General features: G+C 51.9%; 19 protein-coding genes. 11 read left to right on the top strand and 8 right to left on the bottom strand.

Annotated features, from left to right (window positions below; genetic code table 11):
• Positions 1–157: 157 nt before the first annotated feature.
• On the top strand, positions 158–991 hold the full coding sequence (locus tag G451_RS0115870) for a TatD family hydrolase (RefSeq protein ID WP_027185035.1): 834 nt from the start codon (positions 158–160) through the stop codon (positions 989–991).
• Positions 992–999: 8 nt separating this feature from the next.
• On the opposite strand, the gene G451_RS29790 is transcribed toward G451_RS0115870, so the two are convergent.
• On the bottom strand, positions 1,000–1,287 hold the full coding sequence (locus G451_RS29790) for a DUF4911 domain-containing protein (RefSeq protein ID WP_034642471.1): 288 nt from the start codon (positions 1,285–1,287) through the stop codon (positions 1,000–1,002).
• A 233-nt stretch (positions 1,288–1,520) separates the two neighbouring features.
• On the opposite strand from G451_RS29790, the gene G451_RS0115860 reads away from it, so the two are divergent.
• Positions 1,521–1,838: a hypothetical protein gene (locus tag G451_RS0115860; RefSeq protein ID WP_027185034.1), complete on the top strand. Its 318-nt coding sequence runs from the start codon at positions 1,521–1,523 to the stop codon at positions 1,836–1,838.
• Between the two features lie 139 nt (positions 1,839–1,977).
• Here G451_RS0115860 and G451_RS0115855 read toward each other — a convergent pair whose 3' ends face one another.
• The 7 genes from G451_RS0115855 to G451_RS32950 form a co-directional block, all read right to left on the bottom strand.
• Positions 1,978–3,060: a M24 family metallopeptidase gene (locus G451_RS0115855; protein WP_034642469.1), complete on the bottom strand. Its 1,083-nt coding sequence runs from the start codon at positions 3,058–3,060 to the stop codon at positions 1,978–1,980.
• 17 nt (positions 3,061–3,077) lie between these two features.
• On the bottom strand, positions 3,078–4,451 hold the full coding sequence (locus tag G451_RS0115850) for a protoporphyrinogen/coproporphyrinogen oxidase (protein ID WP_027185032.1): 1,374 nt from the start codon (positions 4,449–4,451) through the stop codon (positions 3,078–3,080).
• A 104-nt stretch (positions 4,452–4,555) separates the two neighbouring features.
• Positions 4,556–5,077: a DUF2062 domain-containing protein gene (locus G451_RS29785; RefSeq protein WP_051261568.1), complete on the bottom strand. Its 522-nt coding sequence runs from the start codon at positions 5,075–5,077 to the stop codon at positions 4,556–4,558.
• 62 nt (positions 5,078–5,139) lie between these two features.
• Positions 5,140–5,559, bottom strand: coding sequence for a hypothetical protein (locus tag G451_RS0115840; protein WP_027185031.1), 420 nt, complete (start codon positions 5,557–5,559; stop codon positions 5,140–5,142).
• 90 nt (positions 5,560–5,649) lie between these two features.
• A complete protein-coding gene (locus G451_RS0115835) occupies positions 5,650–6,750 on the bottom strand; it encodes a glycosyltransferase family 4 protein (RefSeq protein ID WP_027185030.1) in 1,101 nt (366 codons plus the stop codon).
• A gap of 3 nt (positions 6,751–6,753) precedes the next feature.
• Entirely contained in the window at positions 6,754–7,614 is an 861-nt protein-coding gene (locus tag G451_RS29780) for a glycosyltransferase family 2 protein (protein WP_051261567.1), read from the bottom strand.
• Positions 7,615–7,653: 39 nt separating this feature from the next.
• Positions 7,654–8,793, bottom strand: a complete 1,140-nt coding sequence (locus tag G451_RS32950) for a glycosyltransferase family 4 protein (protein WP_051261566.1) — start codon at positions 8,791–8,793, stop codon at positions 7,654–7,656.
• 102 nt (positions 8,794–8,895) lie between these two features.
• Between G451_RS32950 and G451_RS0115825 the strand changes: the two genes are divergently transcribed.
• The 9 genes from G451_RS0115825 (at position 8,896) to G451_RS0115785 (ending at position 21,548) form a co-directional block, all read left to right on the top strand.
• On the top strand, positions 8,896–9,750 hold the full coding sequence (locus G451_RS0115825) for an ABC transporter permease (RefSeq protein WP_051261565.1): 855 nt from the start codon (positions 8,896–8,898) through the stop codon (positions 9,748–9,750).
• Positions 9,740–11,179, top strand: coding sequence for an ABC transporter ATP-binding protein (locus G451_RS0115820; RefSeq protein WP_027185028.1), 1,440 nt, complete (start codon positions 9,740–9,742; stop codon positions 11,177–11,179). The genes G451_RS0115825 and G451_RS0115820 overlap by 11 nt, the downstream gene beginning before the upstream one ends.
• Complete coding sequence (locus G451_RS32945; RefSeq protein WP_084448609.1) at positions 11,176–14,037, top strand: glycosyltransferase; 2,862 nt, start codon at positions 11,176–11,178, stop codon at positions 14,035–14,037. Before G451_RS0115820 ends, G451_RS32945 begins: the two co-directional genes overlap by 4 nt.
• 92 nt (positions 14,038–14,129) lie before the next feature.
• Positions 14,130–14,990 (top strand): glycosyltransferase family 2 protein, encoded by an 861-nt coding sequence (locus tag G451_RS0115810; protein ID WP_027185026.1) that lies wholly within the window; start codon positions 14,130–14,132, stop codon positions 14,988–14,990.
• Positions 14,991–15,068: 78 nt separating this feature from the next.
• A complete protein-coding gene (locus tag G451_RS0115805) occupies positions 15,069–16,241 on the top strand; it encodes a glycosyltransferase family 4 protein (protein WP_027185025.1) in 1,173 nt (390 codons plus the stop codon).
• Between the two features lie 17 nt (positions 16,242–16,258).
• Positions 16,259–17,233 (top strand): GDP-mannose 4,6-dehydratase, encoded by a 975-nt coding sequence (locus G451_RS0115800; protein ID WP_027185024.1) that lies wholly within the window; start codon positions 16,259–16,261, stop codon positions 17,231–17,233.
• A complete protein-coding gene (gene gmd / locus G451_RS0115795; protein WP_034642468.1) occupies positions 17,230–18,324 on the top strand; it encodes a GDP-mannose 4,6-dehydratase in 1,095 nt (364 codons plus the stop codon). The genes G451_RS0115800 and gmd overlap by 4 nt, the downstream gene beginning before the upstream one ends.
• A 194-nt stretch (positions 18,325–18,518) precedes the next feature.
• Positions 18,519–18,866, top strand: a complete 348-nt coding sequence (locus G451_RS0115790; protein ID WP_027185022.1) for a hypothetical protein — start codon at positions 18,519–18,521, stop codon at positions 18,864–18,866.
• 126 nt (positions 18,867–18,992) lie between these two features.
• Entirely contained in the window at positions 18,993–21,548 is a 2,556-nt protein-coding gene (locus tag G451_RS0115785; protein ID WP_027185021.1) for a TIGR03960 family B12-binding radical SAM protein, read from the top strand.
• The last annotated feature ends 90 nt before the right edge of the window (positions 21,549–21,638 follow it).

Genomic DNA, 21,638 nt, shown 5'->3' with positions numbered 1-21,638 from the left:
ATATCCTTGACGACTTTTTCATAAATTATTGACGGTTCCACATGCGCTTTCGAGGTCGTAACCCTACTCATTCTTGCAGCGCTGGGCAATGCTTTTCCTCGTGAGAAATCGGGGACGTCACAACGACCATATCCCCCAAAATAAGGACTATTTGATCATGGCGAAAAAAAAGAACCGCCCCGAACCGGCAAGCCTTGGTTTGCCGTGCGTCGGAGTGGAGACTCATGCACATCTTGATTATGATGCCAATTTCGAAGAGACACTTCTCGACACCATTTCTCGGGCACACGTGGCTGGCGTAGCGCGTCTCGGCAATGTATTTCTCGGCCCAGATAAATTCAATGCACATGCTTCGGCTTTTAACGACATTGACGAGGTTTTTTTCCTCTTGGGAGTTCATCCCAATGATGTTGTCGATGAAAAGCGAACCGCCGTGGCAGATATGGCAACCGCGTTTGACCGTGAGTCCAGATTGGTGGCTGTCGGCGAAATCGGACTCGATTATTATTGGGATCGATCTCCGCAGGATCTACAAAAACAGTTTTTTCGAGAACAGCTTGCCTTTGCACGCGAACGTGGAGTTCCAGCTGTCATTCATAGCCGCGACGCATTTGAAGATACCATTACTGTTCTTGATGACATGAATTTTCGGGATCACCCACTTATCTGGCATTGTTTCAATGGTGACGTCACCATGGCAGAGGCTATCCTTGAGCGAGGATGGTACATTTCCATTCCTGGCCCCGTATCATATTCTAAGAATACGGCACTAGCCAATGCCGCGGCAACTATCCCTCTTGAGCGTATGCTTATTGAAACCGATAGCCCATTCCTGTCGCCCGAGCCGTATCGGGGGAAACCGAATGAGCCAAGTTATCTTGTTTTTACAGCGCAAAAGATCGCCATGCTCCGCGAGATGGAGACGGCTGAACTGTGGCGTAAGACCGGCCAAAACGCCATTGATGTTTTTGGATTAGACCCACTGACATAATTTGACATCTAAACAAGAGGCGGAGTGATGACGGCTTGGACAAGAGCCGTTGCTTGGTGATCGAGAAACGCGCGTACGTCCTGTTCATCGTCAGGCGAAAAGCGCAGCCGCACCACCGCAGAGTACTTATCAATAACCGTAAAATACGCCAGATTGTCGCACGCCTCAAGCAGAAAACGAAAAAGCCCGATATCGCGTGATGCCAGCCGGACATAAAGTCGTGCAGACCTTGTCGGCAGTGGGGTCGTACGTGGTCGGGCTTTTTTCTTATGACGACGTCGAGACGATGGGGGCATGGTGGTCCTTCTTGAAATTGTTGTTACATGGTTGGTAAGGGCAGAGAATGGATTTCCTGTATAAAAAATAAGCATATAAATCGCTTCGGTACATGCGAAGTGTATATTTTTTGTACGCCGCTATGTTTCTTGAGTGGATTAACTTGTTGATATCATTATATTTAAAGTTTGGAACAGCCCTTGCTTTCGTGTAAGAAAGCAATTTTTCTTGCACGATAGCAAAGGAGTTATTCATGAGTCGAAATGTCTTGTCTGTGATTTTGGGCAGCGGATTGATAATATTTCTTTTTTTCATTTCGTTCGTTGTTGTTCCGGGAGCCATGGCGATGGGTGGAGCCCATCGGGGCGCATCCATTCACGGGAGTGATTACGGTCAGGGATATCATATGGGGTGGGCGCAAGGGTGGAACTCCACACGACATTCCCAACAAAGAAGGACGTTTGCGTCATGTTATACTCAATCTGGACACGGTCCGCTTGTCCACATGACCGATACCGGAGCCATGCCAGGGTACACACAGCACTCTGATTCTATGCGAGCATATCAATAACGAGAGCGTTGATTGGAACAACACATTCTTTGGCAGCCCGTTTTTTTACTCACCACGTTTTGCCTCCACCTCATCACACCCAGGACCCCATGCGTAGGAGCTGGGGAGGGTTTCCCTCCCCAGCATCAATACGTCGGAATTACAATATCCGGCAGCCATCTTCAGTAATAACAACCATATGTTCCCACCGAACGCCGCCCCATTCGGGGTAATATAATCCAGGTTCAACCGTGACGACCATGCCCGGTTCCAGGACGATGTTGGAAATAGGTCCCAGGCTTGGCCCTTCATGGGTTTCCAGTCCGATGCCATGCCCGAGTGCATGGGTGAAGTGCATCTCCACACCGTTTTTGCTGAAAGAATTCCGAGCAATGGCGTATGCTTCTCGTGATGTCATCCTCGGTTTAATTGCCCGAATGGCATCAAGTTGGGCATTCTGGACTTGCTCAAGAGTCCGAGAAAATTCAGCTGTGGGATTTCCGACAGCATAGGTGCGAGTTTGGTCGGAACAATAATCGTATTGCCGGCCGCCCATATCAATGAGGACACAACAATTTTCCGTTATTTGCGTGTCTCCCGGAATGGCATGAGGCAAGGCTGCATTGGGACCGATGCCGACAATGGTCGGGAAGGCGAGTTCACTGGCACCATTGTTACGGAAGAGTTGTTCGATATCCCAGGCGACTTGGGCTTCAGTACGCCCGGGAACAAGTAAGTTGGGAACCTTGCTGAATACCAGGTGGTTGAGCGCACATGACTTTGCCATGAGCTCAAGTTCATATTCGTCTTTGATAAGCCGGAGCTTTTCAACAATCTCAACGGACGGGACAAGGTTGAGAAATTCGGAAAGTCGAGCGTGGGTATCCACGGTAAGAGAGCGCGATTCAAATGCGAGCGTGGTTATTCCTTTATCTCGCAAAAACGAGCTGATGGCCTGATACCGATTTCCAGTATAAATAAAAATATCTTCTTCCGGCCAAACGCGTTTCGCCGCATCGAGAAATCGTGAGTCGGTCAAAAGGTAATCATGGTCTCCTGGTGTAATGACGAGCATGCCAGCCGATTCATTGCACTGAGGATCATGTAATTCGAACCCGCTCAAATAATAGCGGTTGGCCGCGTGGCTGACGAGCATGGCGCGATGCCCGAGGCTTGTGAGGCGTTTTTTTAGGGCTTCACGTCGTTTGGTAAAAATATTTTGCGGCAAAGAGTTGTTGTGCATGTTGCGTTTCCGATCGACTATGGTTGTGTGTATGAATAGATGGTTTCCGGAGTCTTCGTTGTGACCAGGTTAGCCCATTGTACGCCCTGCATGACGGAATGATCCATATTCCCGACTTCATATTTGAAACCGCCGAAGCGACCGCGGGAGTAAATATCAAGGGACTGAAGCCAGGGTTGGATAACGGCGAGAGCCGCATCGCGATCAAGGCAAGGAATAGGGTAGGCTCGCTCGGCTTTATATTCGAAGACAGACAAAACGTGTTTTTTTTCGTCTTGCTTAAGAAGCGAAGCATTCACAAGACCGTCAATAACCCGATCGATGTGGTCGGCTTCATTTTCCGGCTTCCATCGAGAGAACGAAACCTCAGTCATCAAAGCCCGTTTGATGGCACGCATGCCGACGGGGTCGGGGGTGTTGTTGGGGGAATAATTATGAAAGTTCGTTACCCGGTAAAACGGACAATTGCTTTCCGGAAAATACATCCAGCACGTGTCGTCCTCATTCATGCCATCGACAGCAACACCGGCAATGAGTGAACCATTGTGTTTGAGTTTTCCGGCCGCTGTAAACGCCGCGTCGTGAGGGGATGTCAACAGAGTGCGGACAAGCAAATCTATGGAGCCGGTAAACAACATGGCGTCATACGTGATACGCTGTCCGTCGTTGAGAAGAGCCTCTTTTTTGTCAGCATCAATGGAAATAACAGGACATCCCAGCCGTACACGTTCTCCGAACCGCGCTGCCAAACGCCGAAAGATTTCACCTGTTCCACCAAAAAGAGGGAAGCGAAAGAGGTTATTAGGCCCCCACCCGACATCGTCTTGTTCCAAAACGATATTACGGAGCACGCGGCGGACATCGACGACGCTTACGCGCTCTCCAACCCAGGTGCTGTTCATCTGTTCCGGATCAATGGCCCAGACTTTGGCATTATATGGAAAGAGGAAGAGTCTGGCGATGCCCTGACCGAAGGTAGACAAAATCCATTCTCGAAAGTTTGATGGCCGTGACGGAGGGGCTTCTTTGGCGTCGAACAGACCTTCCAGACACTCCCATACAAGCTCTTTCGGGAGATGTCTGATGTTGTTCTGGAAAGGATAGGGAGTCCAGGTGCCTGCCAGCCGGATTAACGACTTACGTTGATGTTCAAGGTAGGCGTCCCCGAGCAGTTCTTCCAGCAAGCGGTCGAAATATCCGTAATGGGAAAAGACGACATGTCCGCCAATGTCCCAGGTGAACCCGGATGAATCCGTAAAGCTTGCGGCGAGACCTCCGGCGTAATCTTCTTTTTCAACCACAAGAAACGATTTTTCGCCCAGACCTTCCAGACAGTGGGCGGCACCAAGTCCCGTTGGGCCGGCGCCAACAATGAGGTAGCGTACATGCACGTCGATAATCCTCTTAAGGGTTATACTGCGGAAGCACGATACAAAAGCGCGGCCAGAAGGACAAGCCGAGGAAATCGAAAGACTAATGCAGGCAAGAATATGACTTACGTTGGTTGCTCATGATGTTCCAAGGCAATACGGTGTCTGGCCCGTTCGAGCCGACGGCGGCGGGCTATGCGAGCAGCACGTAACGTAAAAACGTAGGTAAAGAAAGCTGCCGGGACGCCCAGAGCCAAGCCACCGACAAACATGGATGTGATGAGGTCGAGGCCCATAGAAAACATATTATGGACGTTGATATCGGCGAACGAAGGACTGACATTGAGTCCAGGTAAAAGCATATCGCCAATATGAGCGTTTAATACCAACATGGGAACGAACGTGATGGGGTTGGATACCCATGTTCCGAGCATGGCGGCCAATTTACTTCCGCCAATAAGAAAACACAGTCCCACGGCCCAGATGCTTTGAATAGGCAGCGTGGGCAAGAACCCAACGAAGACTCCAACAGCCAACCCCAGTGCCAAACTATGCGGGGTCGTTTTGATGCGAAGGAGCCGCAGATAAAAATAGCGAATCGTTCGCTTCATGCGTTGGTATACAGTACGTTTACGCCGAGAAATCATAATATTATCGTTTGTTCAGAGGTGATAGCACGATGAGGCAAGAAGAGGACTCCGACAATATTTTATTCTATTGCCGGAAGCGATATATCCAATGAATGTGACAGGGATTTGATATCACCAGCATTGAGGGTTTTTCCTGCTTGAGGTGTCGCCAAATGCTTCGTCTGTTGGCTTAAGGATTGGAGATTGTGTTCCATCCCCGTGTTTTCCACGGTGACATCCTCCTGCATATTCTCTTGGGCGGGGAGTACCCGTTGGTATATGCGACCGCTGGTGCGCATCGTCGTGGCGTTGTGCCAGTCGATAATGTCGACACCGCCGGCAGTTCTGGTATCCCGGTATTGTTTTTCGGGAAGCTGGGTGTCGATGCAGACGACACCGAGGCTATTCGTCCAAATAAAATGCGCTTTAGCATCGGCGAGGCTCGCTGAGACAAACAGGGAGGCAAACGCCAGGACGGCAATCAACATGCATCGGCACATAAGGTATCCTTGGAAAATGGTACGTCAACGGAGACAGAATAACACAGGAGTTTACCTAAAATACGACAGATGCGCGAAATGGACAAGGGGTCACGGCATCATGGCTTTCTGAAAGGAAGCCAATGTTCTTCGGGCGGTCTCATGCCAGGTGAATTGAGCGCAATTCTTGTGACCAGCCCTGATAAGCTGCTCACGCAGTTGGGGATCGCTTTCAAGCTGTTGCAGAATTTCAGCCAGGCGGACCGGATCGTCCGGATCAAAATAGAGTGCTCCATCGCCGCCGACTTCTGGAAGCGATGTCGCTGAAGACGAAGCAACAGGTACTGCCATAGCTTGCGCTTCAAGAATGGGTAAACCAAAACCTTCGAATCGTGAGGGGAACACAAAGGCAAGCGCATTGGTATAGAGTAATGGCATTTCGGCTTTCTTAACGTGTCCGAGGCGAATGACATGCTCATGAAGGTCATACGTCGTTAGTTCGTTGTCAAAATCTTCCCCCCAGGACGTTCCTCCCGTGATGACCAGACGAGTGTCCGTGTTGTCTTTGATGCGGGAGAAAGCATTGAGCAGTGTTGTCAGATTTTTGCGTGGAGAAATATTGCCTGTATAGAGAAAAAAGCGCTTGGGCAGGCTATGTTTTGTGGCGAAAGCGATGACAGCGTTCTCCGGGGGGGCGGTTCCATAAATAGGATCGGCGGCCAGTGGAGTGACATCAATCTTGTTGCGGGGTGTCCCTAGACGTCTGACGACATCCTGGGCCGTATAATCGGAAATCGCCGTAAGCCGTTGAGCTTTTCGACTCGCCAAGCCAATGGCATAACGCATGTACAGCGTGTCTGCAGTCTTATACATACGGTATTCGCGGACAAAATATCCTAAATCGAGCATGGAGACGACGCTTGGTGTTCGGACCGTTCCGGGCATACTTGATGCCGGGAAAAAAGCGAGATCGATGCTATGCTTGGTCAATGCACGTGGAAGTTGAACCCAATCGAAAACAAGACGATGACTCCGTGCTAATTGGACGTGTTCTGCTTGGGAAAACGCTTCAGGGAAAGATTTTTCTTGATAGAACAAGACATAGGTATTTTCCTGGTCGAGTTCAAGCAGACTGTCCAGCAGGCAGGCAAGGTATTCCCGAGCACCACCGGAAGGATATTGTAGGATGCGAGCATTGATTCCGATTCGCATGATTTAAAACACAAGATGATGTTTTCGTTTAATATAGCCACGCATCGGTTCGAGACGAGCATTGAATAATGTCGGCAATGATCGCCCAGAGAGAAGCGCTCCGATTTCAGCCACGGTCGACTCAAGTCGAACGAGCATCGTGACGGCTTTAATGGCAAACCAATGGCCGACGCCCTGGCCATATCGATGTTGGAGTTGTCCGGCTTCGTTGAGCTGAACATCGGCTTGCACCGTCGTTTTCCCCGATTGATGAATGCGAAATGCTGCGGCAACCATGGGAATACGCTTGATTGAGCGCCCTTCGCTCAGGCGTTGAAACAAATCGAAATCCATACAATGCGCGAATGCTGGATTGATACCGCCAACCGCCTCGTATGCCGAGCGTCGCCAAAACGTTGATTGCTGAGGCATTGCCATGCAGTAGCGCATCCGGAAATGATCGGGACGCAAGACCATGTCCATAAGAAGCGGCTCTCCGGTTTCAGAAACCAACACCACATCGGAGGTCACGATATCAACGTCAGGATGCTGCGCAAATACCGCCGCGGTTTCCTGCAAAACGGTTGGAGAAAGATAATAATCATCCGAGTTGAGCCAGCCGAGAATATCGCCGGTTGCGCGGGCAAAACCGTCACGGAGTGCTTGTGCCTGTCCGCCATCGGAGGCCGATTGCCAATAGGCGATTTGTTTTTCGCGCGCGGTGATGATTTCAACCGATCCATCGGTAGAGCCGCCATCCATGACAATATGCTCCACGTTGACTCCACGCTGGTTATGAATGCTTTCCAACGTTTGTTCCAAAAACGCGGCTTGATTGTAGGACGGGGTCACAATAGAGAATGTGGGCAAAGCGTGTGTATACATGGCTTGGGCTGGATACGTTGAAGCGGGAGGAATGACAAGTCAGCTTCCTGGGGAAGCCAGACGGTGCAAGGTGTTCAGCAGTTCGGCTGCTCCGCGGTCCCAGGATCGTTCAACGGCACGTTTAAGCCCGGCTTGAATCAGAGTCGAGCGGAGAGTCGTGTCGGTCATGAGGCGACATACAGCACGGGCCAATTCGTCGGGGGAATCCGGAGAAAAACTCAGACAGGCATTCCCGGCAGCTTCCAGCAGCGCCGGAGCCGTTGAAGCAGCAACCGGAACGCCGCTCGCCATGGCTTCGAGAATCGGCAGACCAAAGCCCTCATATCGTGACGGAAAGACTAATCCGGCTGAACTTCGCAGGGCCAAGCGCACGTCTTCATCGGAAAGATAGCCTAAAGAGACTATCCCACGACGTGACAGGTCTTCGGTAGAGAATCCGGCAAGAGTACGTCCTCCCAAGCCAATGACGGCGAGCTGTGGCGGCGTATCAACCCGTTCGGCCAGGATTTCCCAGGCCGAAACGGCACATGCCAGATTTTTATGTGGCATCACGTTGCCGAGACAGACAAAATAGCCGGGCTGGAGTCCGGTTTGCTCCAGAAAACGACAGCGTTGTTGCTCGTCGTCTTCCTGAAGTGGGTGAAACTGGGTCATGTCCACACCTGGAAGGGCAGCCGCTTCGACATGATCGGCGTCTGCACCGAAGTGGTCTCGATATTCTCGTTGCGTGAATCGGGAGATGGCCAGAACAGCTTTATGTTGCTTTAAGCTGCTTCGTTGGCGGAGCCGATAGACCGTCCGAACGTGCCATGCCAATGTATCAGGATGACGATGCCAGAGCAGATCATTGGCAAAGCCAAGACTGTCACATGGAAGAAACAGGGGACGCAAACCGTCAACACACATATGTACCGAGGCCTGCGCCTGTCGCACTTGACGATGCATGGCGAGTTGCTGCCAAACAAAGAGCGAAGGAAACGAGGCTGTTATCGCGTCGACGGCTTCGGATTGGACAAGAGAGACGGCAACGGGATGATGGAGTGGCTGCCCCGATACGAGGATAAAACGTATTGTGTTGCCGGCTTGGTCCACCATACGCGGTAAAAGGCATTCGAGCATCCGGCCGATACCGGTTCGTTTGGGATAACTCAGGCTTGAAGCATCAATGCTGACGCGCACGTTTTCTCCCTTTCATTCCAGAGGTCCATGAGAAGTCCTGTCTTTCTTGACGCCGGGACACCAAGAGCATAGGTAATCGCCCGTATGCAGGATAGTACACCGATGGAACTTTCCGCCAAATGGCGGGCCGAAACGGCGTTATTTCGTTTGTTTAACCCTGTTCGGCTTTTTGACCGGCTCTGGGCGCAACGCGAACTTATTAGGGAAACTGCCGGGCAGGAGTTTCGGGCCAGGTATCAGGGAACACAACTTGGTGTTCTCTGGACTCTGTTGTCACCGCTGCTCATGCTTGGCGTCTATACCTTCGTGTTCGGCGTTATTTTCAAGGCACGTTGGAATCCGGATGTGCCGTCCAATCTGTTTGAATACGCCTTGATTCTGTTCACCGGGATCGTTGCTTACGAAGTGTTTTCCATCAGTCTTGTCCAGGCGCCGACGCTTGTAGTGCGAAATATGGTGTACGTCAAAAAAGTTGTTTTCCCTTTGGAAATTTTAGCGATCAGTTCATTGCTGGCTTCCTTCTGGGGGTCGGTGTTGAGCCTGCTTCTTGTTCTTGCTGGGGTAGTCATCGCGACGGGAACGCTTCCATGGACCGCGGTGTTTCTCCCCCTGGCGTATATTCCGCTTATGCTGTTCACCTTGGGGCTCATGTGGTTTTTGGCCGCAGCTGGCGTCTATCTTCGCGATATTCAGCATTTGACGACGGTGTTGGTGCAGCTCTATTTTTTCGGTACGCCGATTCTCTATCCCATTACATTGGCCCCTGAGCGCATGCGCTTTTATCTTGGATTGAATCCCATGCATATTATCGTGGACCATTTCCGACGTTTTCTCATTTTTGGTCAGACGCCGGATTGGATCGCGTTGGGTGGGGTTACCTGTTTTGGGTTCCTCATTTTTATGATCGGCTATGTGGTTTTTATGAAAAGCAAACGGTGGTTTGCCGATGCCGTCTGATATTTCTTCGTCCGAGACCAACCAACCGCTCATGCGGGTTGAAGGATTGTCCAAAACATATCGCCTCTATGATCGGCCTCTTGATAGGCTCAAGCAGGCCGTATGGGGTCGACCCGATCGCATGTTCTGTAAGGAGCATCACGCACTTGTCGATGTGTCGTTTTCCATACAGCGTGGAGAAGCTTTCGGCATCATTGGCCGCAATGGAGCGGGAAAAAGCACATTGTTGCAGATTCTTGCCGGTGTTCTTGCGCCAACGACGGGATTGGTCTACGTGCCGCCGCGCGTCAGTGCGCTCCTTGAACTCGGCAGTGGCTTCAATCCGGAATATACAGGACGCCGCAATATATTTATGAATGCGGCGATGTTAGGTATTCCGAAGGACGTGGTGCGCGACAAGCTTGATGACATGCTTGGCTTTGCCGACATTGGCGATTACATCGACCAACCCGTCAAAACCTATTCCAGCGGTATGTTCATGCGCCTGGCCTTTGCCGTCACCACGAGTCTGGAGCCGGACGTTCTGATTATCGACGAAGCCTTGGCGGTGGGCGACGTGTTTTTTCGTCAAAAATGCTATGCCCGTTTGGAAGGGCTCTTGGCGAAGGGAACAGCGGTCATTCTTGTTTCGCATGCCATGAACGACGTTGCACAATTTTGCCGACGCGCTTTGTATCTCCAACACGGACGAACCCGCTTTCTTGGGGATGCTTCTGAAGCCGTGAAACTTTATATGGTTCTTGCGTCGGGACAAATCGTTCATCAGGTCGAGACACCAGACGCCGGATTCGATACACAAAAAACACCGGCGACGACGGAAGGAATGACCATCGCTGACAGCGATTATTGGCCCCCTGCAGAAGCGATGCTTGATATCTCGACGGTGTCCATGGCGACGGGTGATCATATGGCGTTACTTGACGTTGCGCTGTGCGACTCTACGGGGAATCCTCGCGGAAGTTTCGAGCAAGGGGAGACCGTTGTAGTATATTGCCGTTATCGGGCGCATGACGATATCGGAGTTCCCATCGCCGGCGTGGAACTTGCCAACGAGAAGCGTGTCATTGTTTTTGGAAAGAACACGTTGCAATTCGATAATCCCGTTCCAAGGGCAGTCCGAGCTGGCCAGGAAATTCGATTACGATTTGAGTTGCAGCTTGATCTTGCGCCAGGTGAATATACGTTCAATCTCGGTTTCTCCACGATGACGCCACGGGATTATGACCGGCGTTCCGATTTTTTTCATGCCGATCTCGAAGGGGTGATTCAGATTCTTCATATCGCCACCGGAGTCGGTGCGTTTCTTGTTCAATACCGTGTGCGCAATACCGAACCGGTTCAACTTACCCATCATGGGGTCGCCAATCTGCCCGGTCGGGCCACCATGTTGGTTGGTCCCGTAGGGGAAACCACAACTCCGGAAACATGATGCATACTCAAGAGCAGTCTCCTCTATGCTGGTGCGGCAATACCCAACTCGAACCGTATTCCGACGCGTATGCGCTGTGTCGAGAGTGCTATACGTTGGTGGCCATATCCGGCCGACAGGGAGCAGGAGCGTCCGCGTCCACGACCGACGAAGGATTCTATGGCAAGCAATATTGGCTTGAGCATCAGCGAGAGACGCTTGGGCAGAGCGATATTGCAGGCCGGTCTGTTGCCGATTTATCGGAACGCTGTCCATACTGGCTTGATACATTGCTTGAATTCCGTCTGCCGCCGGCGCGGTTTATCGATCTCGGGTGTGGACATGGCGGATTTGTCGCTTTGGCACAGGCTGCCGGTTTCTCCGCTTCCGGGACGGAGATGAGTTCTTTTGCTGCGACGTTTGCTCGTGAACATTTTGGTGTCGATGTTCTCGTCGGCACTGCCCAGGATGTCGAGGCCGATCCTGGTTCCATCGATGTGCTGACTTTGATGGATGTGATTGAGCATGTAGACGATCCTGCTGGAGTGCTGTCCCGGTGTCGTCAGCTTGCCGGAACAGACGGCCTGTTGATGCTGCAAACACCGTGTTTTCCGGAAACAGCAACCTACGATGAACTCGTTGCCCGTGACGATCCGTTTTTGCGTATGATGATTCCGGATGAGCATTTGTTTTTATACAGTAAAACATCCATCAAACAGCTTTTGGCCGAAGCAGGCTTCATCCATCATGTGTTTCGTCCGGCACGATTTGCCTATGATATGTTTGTCTTTGCATCACGTTCTTCCCTTGGTGCAACAGACACAACAGCGCGAAACGCCGTCTTTGTCGGCGGACCGGAGAAAGCCGCTGTCGGGGCGCTTGTTGCCGCGTGTCGTGAACGTGACGAGGTGGTGGTGCGCGACCGTGAATGTCAACTTCGTCTCATTGAAAGCGAAGCCGACCGCAATGCTCGACATGATCAAATTTTGGAATTGACCGACCTTGCCCGGACGGCACAAATACGCGTTGAAGCACTCCAAGCACAGATTACCGAACTTGTTCATGCCCTCAAAAAAATGGGACTGGAGCCCGTGTTTTCAATGTTGGCATATATGGGTCGACTTCCCAATACGCAGAGCCTGTTTCGTTCCTCGTCGAAAAAAGAGACCGCGGAGGAGCCCGAGGAGACATGTACGAAGTCTCGGCATGTTGTTGTCGACCTGACGCCCGTACTGCCGGGTGGGGCCAATGGCGGGGCCAAGCTCATGACGCTTGAGTTGATACGCAATCTTGCGCAATTGACGCCGGAATGGACGTATACCCTGTTGACCAACGACAAAAGTCACGATGAGCTTGCCTGGCTTGATTGCGAAAATATCACCCGCCGCTTGACCGTGGAGAGCACAGCTCCTGATGCCGAGAACACGAAGCCGCATGCTCCTACCAGACTTCAGATACTCAAGGGCAAAGTACGGGGACGTCTCGTTTGGGGAGCGGAAAAAACGCTTCCACATTCCGTGTTGTATCGTCTCAAAGCCCATGTTCATGACCGATTGAATCGCGATAGTTCTCTTGTTCATTCTTTGAAGGCCGATCTCTTATTCAATCCGTTTACCGCGCCGTTCTATCATGACCCCCGCATTCCCACAGTGGGTGTTATTTATGATTTGCAATATCTGTATTATCCGGCGTTTTTTTCCGATGAAGATCGGTACCAGCGCGGCTTGCATTTCAAAAATGCGGCGGAAAAATCCGATCGGCTCGTATGTATTTCCGAGTATGTTCGCCAGACCGTCTTGGACAATACGGCTCTCGTCCCCGACCAGGTGGAAACGGTGCACATTACCATGGCCAACCGGTTACCGCAGGTCGATAAAGCCAGTCAGACGGAGATTCTTGGGTCTCTCGGGCTGACAGCGGGATCATATTTCCTTTATCCGGCGAATTTTTGGCAGCATAAAAATCATAAAATGCTGCTGACGGCATTCGGAATGTTTCAGGCTCGCCACCCTGACAATGCGGTCAAACTGGTGCTCACAGGGGCACCGGGGCATGAAAAGCCCGTGATTGAAGATGCGGTTCGCGCCATGAAGTTATTCGATATGGTCGTTTTCCCAGGCTATCTCGATGAAAAGGCGTTTGAAGCTTTATTTGCCAATGCCATGGCCCTTATTTTTCCGTCGCTGTACGAGGGATTCGGCATGCCGGTGCTCGAAGCCTTTTTGCATGATGTTCCGGTGGCCTGTTCCAATGTGACGAGCTTGCCGGAAGTCGCTGGCGATGCGGCGTTGTTTTTCGATCCCAAACGACCCGAGACCATGGTGACGGCGCTGGAAGAGCTTGCCGGGAGTGGCCTAGATGATGCAGAAGCCCGCGACCGGCGGGAGGCGCTGGTGGCCAAAGGACGCAAGCGGCTTACCGATTTCGGTGGGCCTGAAGAAATGGCCAAAGGCTATCTGGCGGTTTTCAAAGATGTTCTTGAGTCGACACGATGCTATGAGAATGGCTTGTTTGGCGTGGATAGAGACGACTCTGGTGAAGGCTCGTGGACGCGGTCGTCGTTTACCGTGACCGCAGCTCCGGCAGAAGGGACACGACTGCTCGAACTCGATGTGATTGCTCCACCGGAACTGCCTCATAAGAAAGTAACGGTCAGTTTGTCCGGAAAAAATATTTCTTCGTCCAGCATCACATTGAAACGTGGTGAACGTGGTTTGTTGACGACCCCCGTGAAAGAAGAGGGGGGACTTGTCGAAATCACCGTCTCTCCCTCGTTCAGTCCCAAACGCGCTGGTCTCAGTGATGATCCTCGTCTTCTTGGCGTCAAATGCCTCGCCGCCCGTTTACGTGGTGAGGAGGAGACTGTGGAGTTGATATAAAACACGACGTCTCCATGACTGATCCCACTACAGGTGCAGGGCGCCCCTTGGACGTTGGGGGCGTTTCCTACGCTACGACACAATAATCACCTATGCATACACTCACATTCGGTATTGTTACGCCATCGTTTAATCAAGGCCGGTTCATCAGCAAAGCCGTTAATAGCGTGTTGGCGCAAACCGGCGTTTCGTTGCAATATATTGTCATGGATGGGCAAAGCCGTGACGAAACCCATCAGGTTATGTCGACGTATGGAGACGCGGTCACGTTCGTCAGTGAACCCGACACGGGACCAGCCAATGCCATCAATAAAGGATTCGCTCGTCTTGATGTCGACATTTACGGCTGGCTCAATGCCGATGATATCTATTATCCCGATGCATTGACCACCGTTGCCGCGTTTTTTGAGGCTCACTCTGAGGTGGATGTGGTCTATGGCGGCTCCAATCATATTGATGAAGACGATGCCATTATCGAAGCCTATCCGGTGGAAGATTTTTCCTTTGATGTGTTGACTGAACGCTGTTTCATCAGTCAACCGGCAGCATTTTTTCGTGCGTCTACCGTGAAACGCTTTGGTCCGCTGAACGAAACCGTACGTGGTATGGATTACGAATACTGGCTTCGTTTGGCGCTTGGTGGAGCGACATTTGCTCGCATTCCACAAACCTTGGCTGCGACACGGTTGCATGACGAGGCGTTTACCGTCAAACATCGTTTAGCCGTGCATGAAGAGATCAATCATTTTACGAAAAAACTGCTGGGAAAAACGCCAGACCGTTGGCTCTTCAACTATGCCCACGCGAAAGTGGAGGCCATGGGGATCACGAGAGACCGGCACAAGGTGTTTGCCGCGGCGGTTGGTACCATCTCCGTGTGGACGGCGCTCCGTATGAATGGTCGTGTCACGAAAGCCATGCTGCAAACCATTCGGAACTGGCTCGCTGGCTAGACCTTGCCCGCATCACGGAAAAAACGTAGACAGCCTTCGTTCTCTACACAATAGTTCTCTACTTCTTGGATAATTTTCATGCGCATTGGATTTGATGTGAGTCAGACCGGGAAGGCCAAGGCCGGCTGTGGGTATTTGGCACACTCGTTGTTGTCGGCACTTTCTCAAGCCGATACCGAGAACGAGTACATCCAATACCCTGTCTTCGGTGATGCGTTTTGGGATACGGATACGTCCAAAACGCTCTGTATCAAAGGTGATTCTCGCTTTTCGCGCGGACCGACGTTTTCCTGTTTCAATACCTCCAAAAAATTCTGGCGTAATCCCCCGGGAGATTTCGAGAAGCGATTAGGATCGCCCGACATTATTCATTCCAACAATTTTTACTGTCCGAGCGCTTTGCGTCATGCGCGTCTGGTGTACACCCTGCATGATTTGTCGTTTGTGGAAAATCCGGGGTGGACCACGGAAGACAACCGTGCCATTTGTTTCAACGGCGTATTTACGGCGGCGATGCATGCCGATTTCATCGTAAGCAACTCGCGCACCACGGCCGAGCATTTCTTACGAATATTTCCGCACTATCCCAGGGAACGGATTGAAGCCATTTCCTTGGGCTGCCGGTTTGACGCCCAAAATTTGCCAACGTCCTCTGGTGCATTTTCGAGTATGGCTCCGAAATCGTTTTGGTTGTCCGTGGGAACCGTGGAACCGCGAAAGAACCATGCGCGACTCTTCGAAGCCTATGCAGCGTTCAAGGCTCGGCATGGTCACGTCGCGCCGCTTGTCTTGGCTGGCGGCAAAGGATGGCTTATGGAAGAAGCTGTCGCCAAGCTACGCGCTCTCGGCATTGAGCAAGACGTTGTGTTGACCGGATATGTTTCGGATGAAACACTGAGCTGGTTATATGCCAATTGCTATGCGTTTTTATACCCGTCGCTTTTTGAAGGGTTTGGTCTCCCTGTGCTGGAAGCCATGGCGCATGGGGCGGCGGTTGTCACATCGAACACGAGTGCGTTGCCCGAAGTCACCGGACCTCATGGAGCGCTTCTTGTGGACCCGACCGAGAGCAGTGCCATTGCAGATGCGATGACGCGACTTGTTGAAGAAACAGAATTACGCGAAACGTTGTCAGAGCAGGCGCGAAAACGGGCTCAGCATTATTCATGGGACAACGCTGCCCGTCAGATGATGAACATATACGAAAAAACGCTTGCCTTGCCGGGGTTTCGTTCGACGGCAGGCGCATAGATGCGCGGGGAAGCTGCATGAAGAAAGCGCTGATTTTGGGGGTATCCGGACAGGATGGGGCCTATCTTGCCAAGTTGCTGTTGGAAAAGGGGTATACTGTTGTCGGAACCTCACGAGATGCGCAGATTGCGTCGTTTTCCAGCCTCAAGACGCTGGGTATTTATGATCACGTGGAAACACGGTCACTGTCGCTGATTGATTTTCGTGGTGTTCTCCAGGTGTTGACCGATGTGGCACCGGACGAGATTTATAACCTGGCTGGACAAAGTTCGGTTGGTTTGTCCTTCGAACAACCGCTTGAGACCTTTCACAGCATTGGGCTGGGAACGTTGAATTTACTTGAGGCCATTCGCTATCTTCGATCGGATATTCGATTTTACAATGCATGTTCGAGTGAATGTTTCGGTGAAACAGGCGAGACTCCTGCCACGGAAGCAACGCCGTTTCATCCGCGTAGTCCCTATGCTGTGGCGAAAGCTGCATCGTTCTGGGAAGTGGCCAACTACAGAGAAGCGTATTCTATTTTTGCTTGTTCCGGCATTTTGTTTAATCACGAGTCCCCATTGCGACCGGCACGTTTTGTTACCATGAAAATCATTGATGCAGCGTGTCGTATTGCAGCCGGTTCGAAAGAAGTGCTGACGTTGGGAAATATCGACGTGGCCCGAGACTGGGGATGGGCTCCCGAGTATGTCGATGCCATGTGGCGCATGCTGCAGGCCGATAAGCCCGAAGATTTTGTTATTGCCACGGGAACCACATACCCATTGCAAGCGCTTGTTGCCGAAGCGTTTCGTGCTGTGGGACTCGACTGGAAAGATCATGTACAAAGCGATCCACGGCTTTTACGGCCGTCGGATATTCTCGTTAGCCGAGCCGACCCGTCCAAAGCGGCGGAGAAACTTGGCTGGCGTGCCGTTAATCATATGCCCGATGTTGTTCGTCTTATGGTCGGGCAACGCCAACAGCTTGTGCAATCGGAGATGAAATGACCACAAGAAAAGTCGCCCTAATCACCGGTATCACCGGCCAGGATGGGGCATATCTCGCCGAGTTTCTTCTGGGAAAAGGATATGAAGTCCATGGCATCAAACGCCGGGCATCGTTGTTCAATACTGATCGAATCGATCATCTCTACCAAGATCCGCACGTTGATGGACGCCGGTTCATTCTGCATTACGGTGATTTGACCGACTCGACCAATCTTATTCGCATTGTCCAACAAGTGCAGCCGGACGAAATTTATAATTTGGCTGCGCAAAGCCATGTGCAAGTCTCGTTCGAGACGCCGGAATATACGGCGAATGCCGATGGCTTGGGCACGTTGCGGATTCTTGAAGCCATTCGTATTTTGGGCCTGGAGAAGAAAACTCGGTTTTATCAAGCTTCCACCTCCGAGCTTTTTGGCCTTGTTCAGGAAGTGCCGCAGACTGAAAAGACTCCTTTTTATCCACGAAGCCCGTATGCTGTCGCGAAACTCTACGGCTATTGGATTACGGTGAACTACCGTGAAGCGTATGGAATGTATGCCTGCAACGGAATACTCTTTAACCATGAATCTCCGGTGCGCGGGGAAACTTTTGTAACCCGCAAAATTACCAGAGCCATAGCCCGTATCAAACTCGGATTGCAGGAGTGTCTCTATCTGGGCAACCTCGATGCCAAGCGCGATTGGGGACACGCCAAAGATTACGTGGAAATGCAATGGCTCATGTTGCAACAAGACGAACCTGATGATTTTGTCATTGCGACCGGGGTGCAGTATTCGGTGCGTGACTTTGTTATCGCTGCAGCCAAAGAAGCTGGGATTGCTATAGAATTTTCAGGTGAAGGCCTTGACGAGAAGGGAGTTGATCCCAAAACCGGCAACGTCCTTGTTTCCGTTGATCCGCGATATTTCCGGCCTACCGAAGTGGCGACGCTTTTGGGTGATCCTGCCAAAGCCAAAGAGAAACTTGGCTGGGAGCCATGTATCTCGTTGGATGAAATGGTAGCGGAAATGGTGCGGGCTGATTTGCGCGATGCGGAACGCGACAATTTATGCCGTACACAAGGATATACGACCTTCGATTATAATGAATAGGCTTGAGAATACATTCTGATACTTCTGTTGCTTCGTGCGTCTTGACAGGGCGGCGTCGCATCACTAGGTAATGTCAGGTTTGCTTAGCCGGGAACGGGTGTGTTCCCGGCTCTTTTCATGAATGCTCAACCGTGTTGGAACATATTGCCCTGTGGCAAATGATCTAGAACGTTTGCGATATCGGAGGAAGGACAATGGCATATGATATTCGTTTGGTGAAGCTGATCAACGGCGACAACTGCCTGGGCAAATGGGATGAAGAAGGCAATAAGCTGACCGAAGTTGCTGCACTCCAGACTGTTCCTACGCAGCAGGGTGTTCAGATGCTGCTTTTGCCCTTTGGCTACCCGTTCGAAAATGAAATCGCTGGCGAAATCAAGGCGGAACACATCATGTACCATTTTAAGAAAGTTCCCGAAGAACTTGAAACAAAGTACATTGAAGCGACTTCCAATTTGACATTATCTACGCCGGGCGACTTGAAGAATCTCAAGGGCCTGGGTGGTGACACCGCCAACATCAGCCAGTTATTCAAAAAATAAAGCGGTATCGCTTTTGTAAATGTTTTGGCCGGTCGGCCCTCGCTTGCCGGCATATGAAGAGATGACGCGGCCCTTGGGCCGCGTTTTTTTCTGGATACGGTCCGGAAGGATCTATGGGATGGATGCATGAAGGATATTCTTTATCGGTTGCCGCGGCCGAGCCATTATATTGGCTCGGAGTGGGGCGCAGTTGTCAAAGACCCCGAGGCCGTAGACGTTCATATGGCGTTTGCCTTCCCCGATCTCTACGAGGTGGGCATGTCGTATGTCGGGCAAAAGATTCTCTATGAAGTCGTCAATGCCGAAATGTCGCGGTATGCCGAACGAGTCTTCGCACCGACGCGTGAAGCTGCCGAGGTTATGCAAGCCGAACGGGTGCCCCTTTCCAGCCTGGAAACCGGAACACCGCTTGCCCAGCTTGACGCCATCGCATTTCACCTCACGCACGAGCTGTGTTATACGAACGTGCTCTTCATGCTCGATCTGGCAGGTATCCCTTTGCGGAGTCAGGATCGAAACGAAACCCATCCCCTCATTCTTGCCGGGGGCGGCTGCACCTTCAACGCTGAACCCATGGCGCCGTTTTTCGATATCATGGTGCTTGGCGACGGGGAGCGGGTTATTCTCGAAATCCTCGATGCTATCGCAGCAGCAAAGCAGGCCGAAGAATCGCGCGCGGAATTGTTGACACGTTTGCAAACGATTCAGGGCGTCTATGTCCCGTCCTGTTTTGATGCTGATGACACCACCGGCGCGGTGACGTCGCATTGTCCCGGCTATGATGTCGTCCACAAGGCCATTGTTGAAGACCTCAATGCTGTGACTCAACCAACGCACCAGGTGCTTCCATTCGGTAAAGCCGTGCATGATCGGTTATCGCTTGAAATTGCACGCGGTTGCACGCGCGGCTGTCGTTTCTGCCAGGCCGGCATGTTGTATCGACCGGTACGCGAACGCAGCCTTGAATCGTTGGCCCAGGCCTTACGCGATGGATTGGACGATTCTGGCTACGAAGAACTAGCCTTCCTGTCGTTATCCACGGGCGATTATTCAGCGCTTGATTCGTTGTTCCGGCAAAGTGCGTCGGCGTGTTTGGCCGAACAAATTTCCATTTCGCTCCCGTCTTTGCGAGCCGGCACGCTCACCGAAGAAATGCGGTCGCTCATGTCGCGCTTGCGTCGCACCGGCGCGACCGTTGCCCCGGAAGCCGGGTCGCAGCGTCTGCGGGATGTCGTCAACAAAGGCATTACCGAAGAAGATATTCTCAAGCACGCGGAAGGGCTGTTTGCCTCGGGCTGGCAGAATTTAAAACTCTATTTCATGATCGGCCTGCCCACGGAAACCGAAGACGATGTCCGGGCCATTTTCGATCTCGCCATGAAGGTGCTGGCCACGGCCGGTCCCAGGGCCAAACGCCTCAATATTACTGTGGCGGTTTCACCGTTTGTGCCCAAACCACACACGCCGTTTCAATGGGAAGCACAGCTCAGTCGCGATGAAGTCCACGCCCGGGTATCGTTTCTGCGCAATTTGTTTTTCCGCCATCGCAAACGGTTTACCGTGCGTTGGCATGATCCGAAAATGACATGGCTTGAAGGCATTTTTGCCCGCGGTGATCGCCATTTGGCCGACGCCGTGGAAACGGCCTATCGGAAGGACGCGTTGTTTTGTTCATGGATTGATCAGCTCGATCTCGCTCCGTGGGAAGAGGCATTCGCCGAACATGGGATTGACGCCGATGCCTATCTCGGCGCTCGTGACGAAGGTGCGCCTTTGCCTTGGGATCATTTGCACTCGGGCGTGGAGAAAGACTTCTTGTTGCGTGAACGTCGTCGGGCGCTCGAAGAGAAGAGCACACCCGATTGCCGGTACGGCGCCTGCTCGGCCTGCGGCGTGTGTGATATGGGCGATCGACGTTCCCCGTTGTCTGCCAATATGCCGGAAGAGACCCGTATTACGCCTCATTTGGTTTCAAAAACCCCATGGTGGGAAACGGAATCGGGCGAAACCGTGGACTACCCGAATATCCGTGACGAACTCGGCAAGAAAGTGGTGCATCTGAAATTGCGCTACGAAAAAACCGGCCCGGCTGTGGCGCTGAGTCAGCTGGAACTGCAAACGGTCTTCGACCGCGCCTTGCGCCGCGCCAAGCTCAAGCCGGCATTTTCCAAGGGCTTTAATCCACAACCACTGTTTCATTTTGGCTGGGCCTTGCCGGTTGGCGTCGCCAGCCTCGATGAATGGTTTGGGCTCTTTTTCCGCGTCCCGACCGACCCGGAAACCCTTCCGGACATCCTCAACGCCAAATTACCCCAAGGGATTCGCATCATCGATGCCACACCCTTGACCATGGCCCGCAAAATCCCCATGCCTACGGCCGAACGCTTTACCCTGCGCTTTGTCGATACAAAAACGACAAAATCCTTTTTACCGCTGTGGAAAGAATTCCAGGATGATTCCGAACGCATCGTGGAAGTCACCTCAAAGCGCGGGGCCAAACAGGTCGATATCCGTCCTTATTTCGCCAGCCTCGACATCCAGGACGAAAGCCTCGCCTTCGAAATCGACTGGCGACACGGCTACATGAGCCCCCTCAAACTTGTAGGCGCTGTGTGCGACGGCGTCCACGCGAGCAAATTGCTGCTGACAAAGATTGAGCAGTGTTTTGAGGATGCGGGGTAGGGGGAAGCAAAAAAGACTATCTCTTGTGATGTTTTCGATAATGCGCCCACGATGCCAACGAGGTATCGTGGGCGTTTGTATTTGGAGGAA

Source organism: Desulfovibrio inopinatus DSM 10711 (assembly GCF_000429305.1).
GTDB classification, from domain to species: domain Bacteria; phylum Desulfobacterota; class Desulfovibrionia; order Desulfovibrionales; family Desulfovibrionaceae; genus Alteridesulfovibrio; species Alteridesulfovibrio inopinatus.
This window is presented reverse-complemented; position numbering and strand designations above follow the sequence as displayed.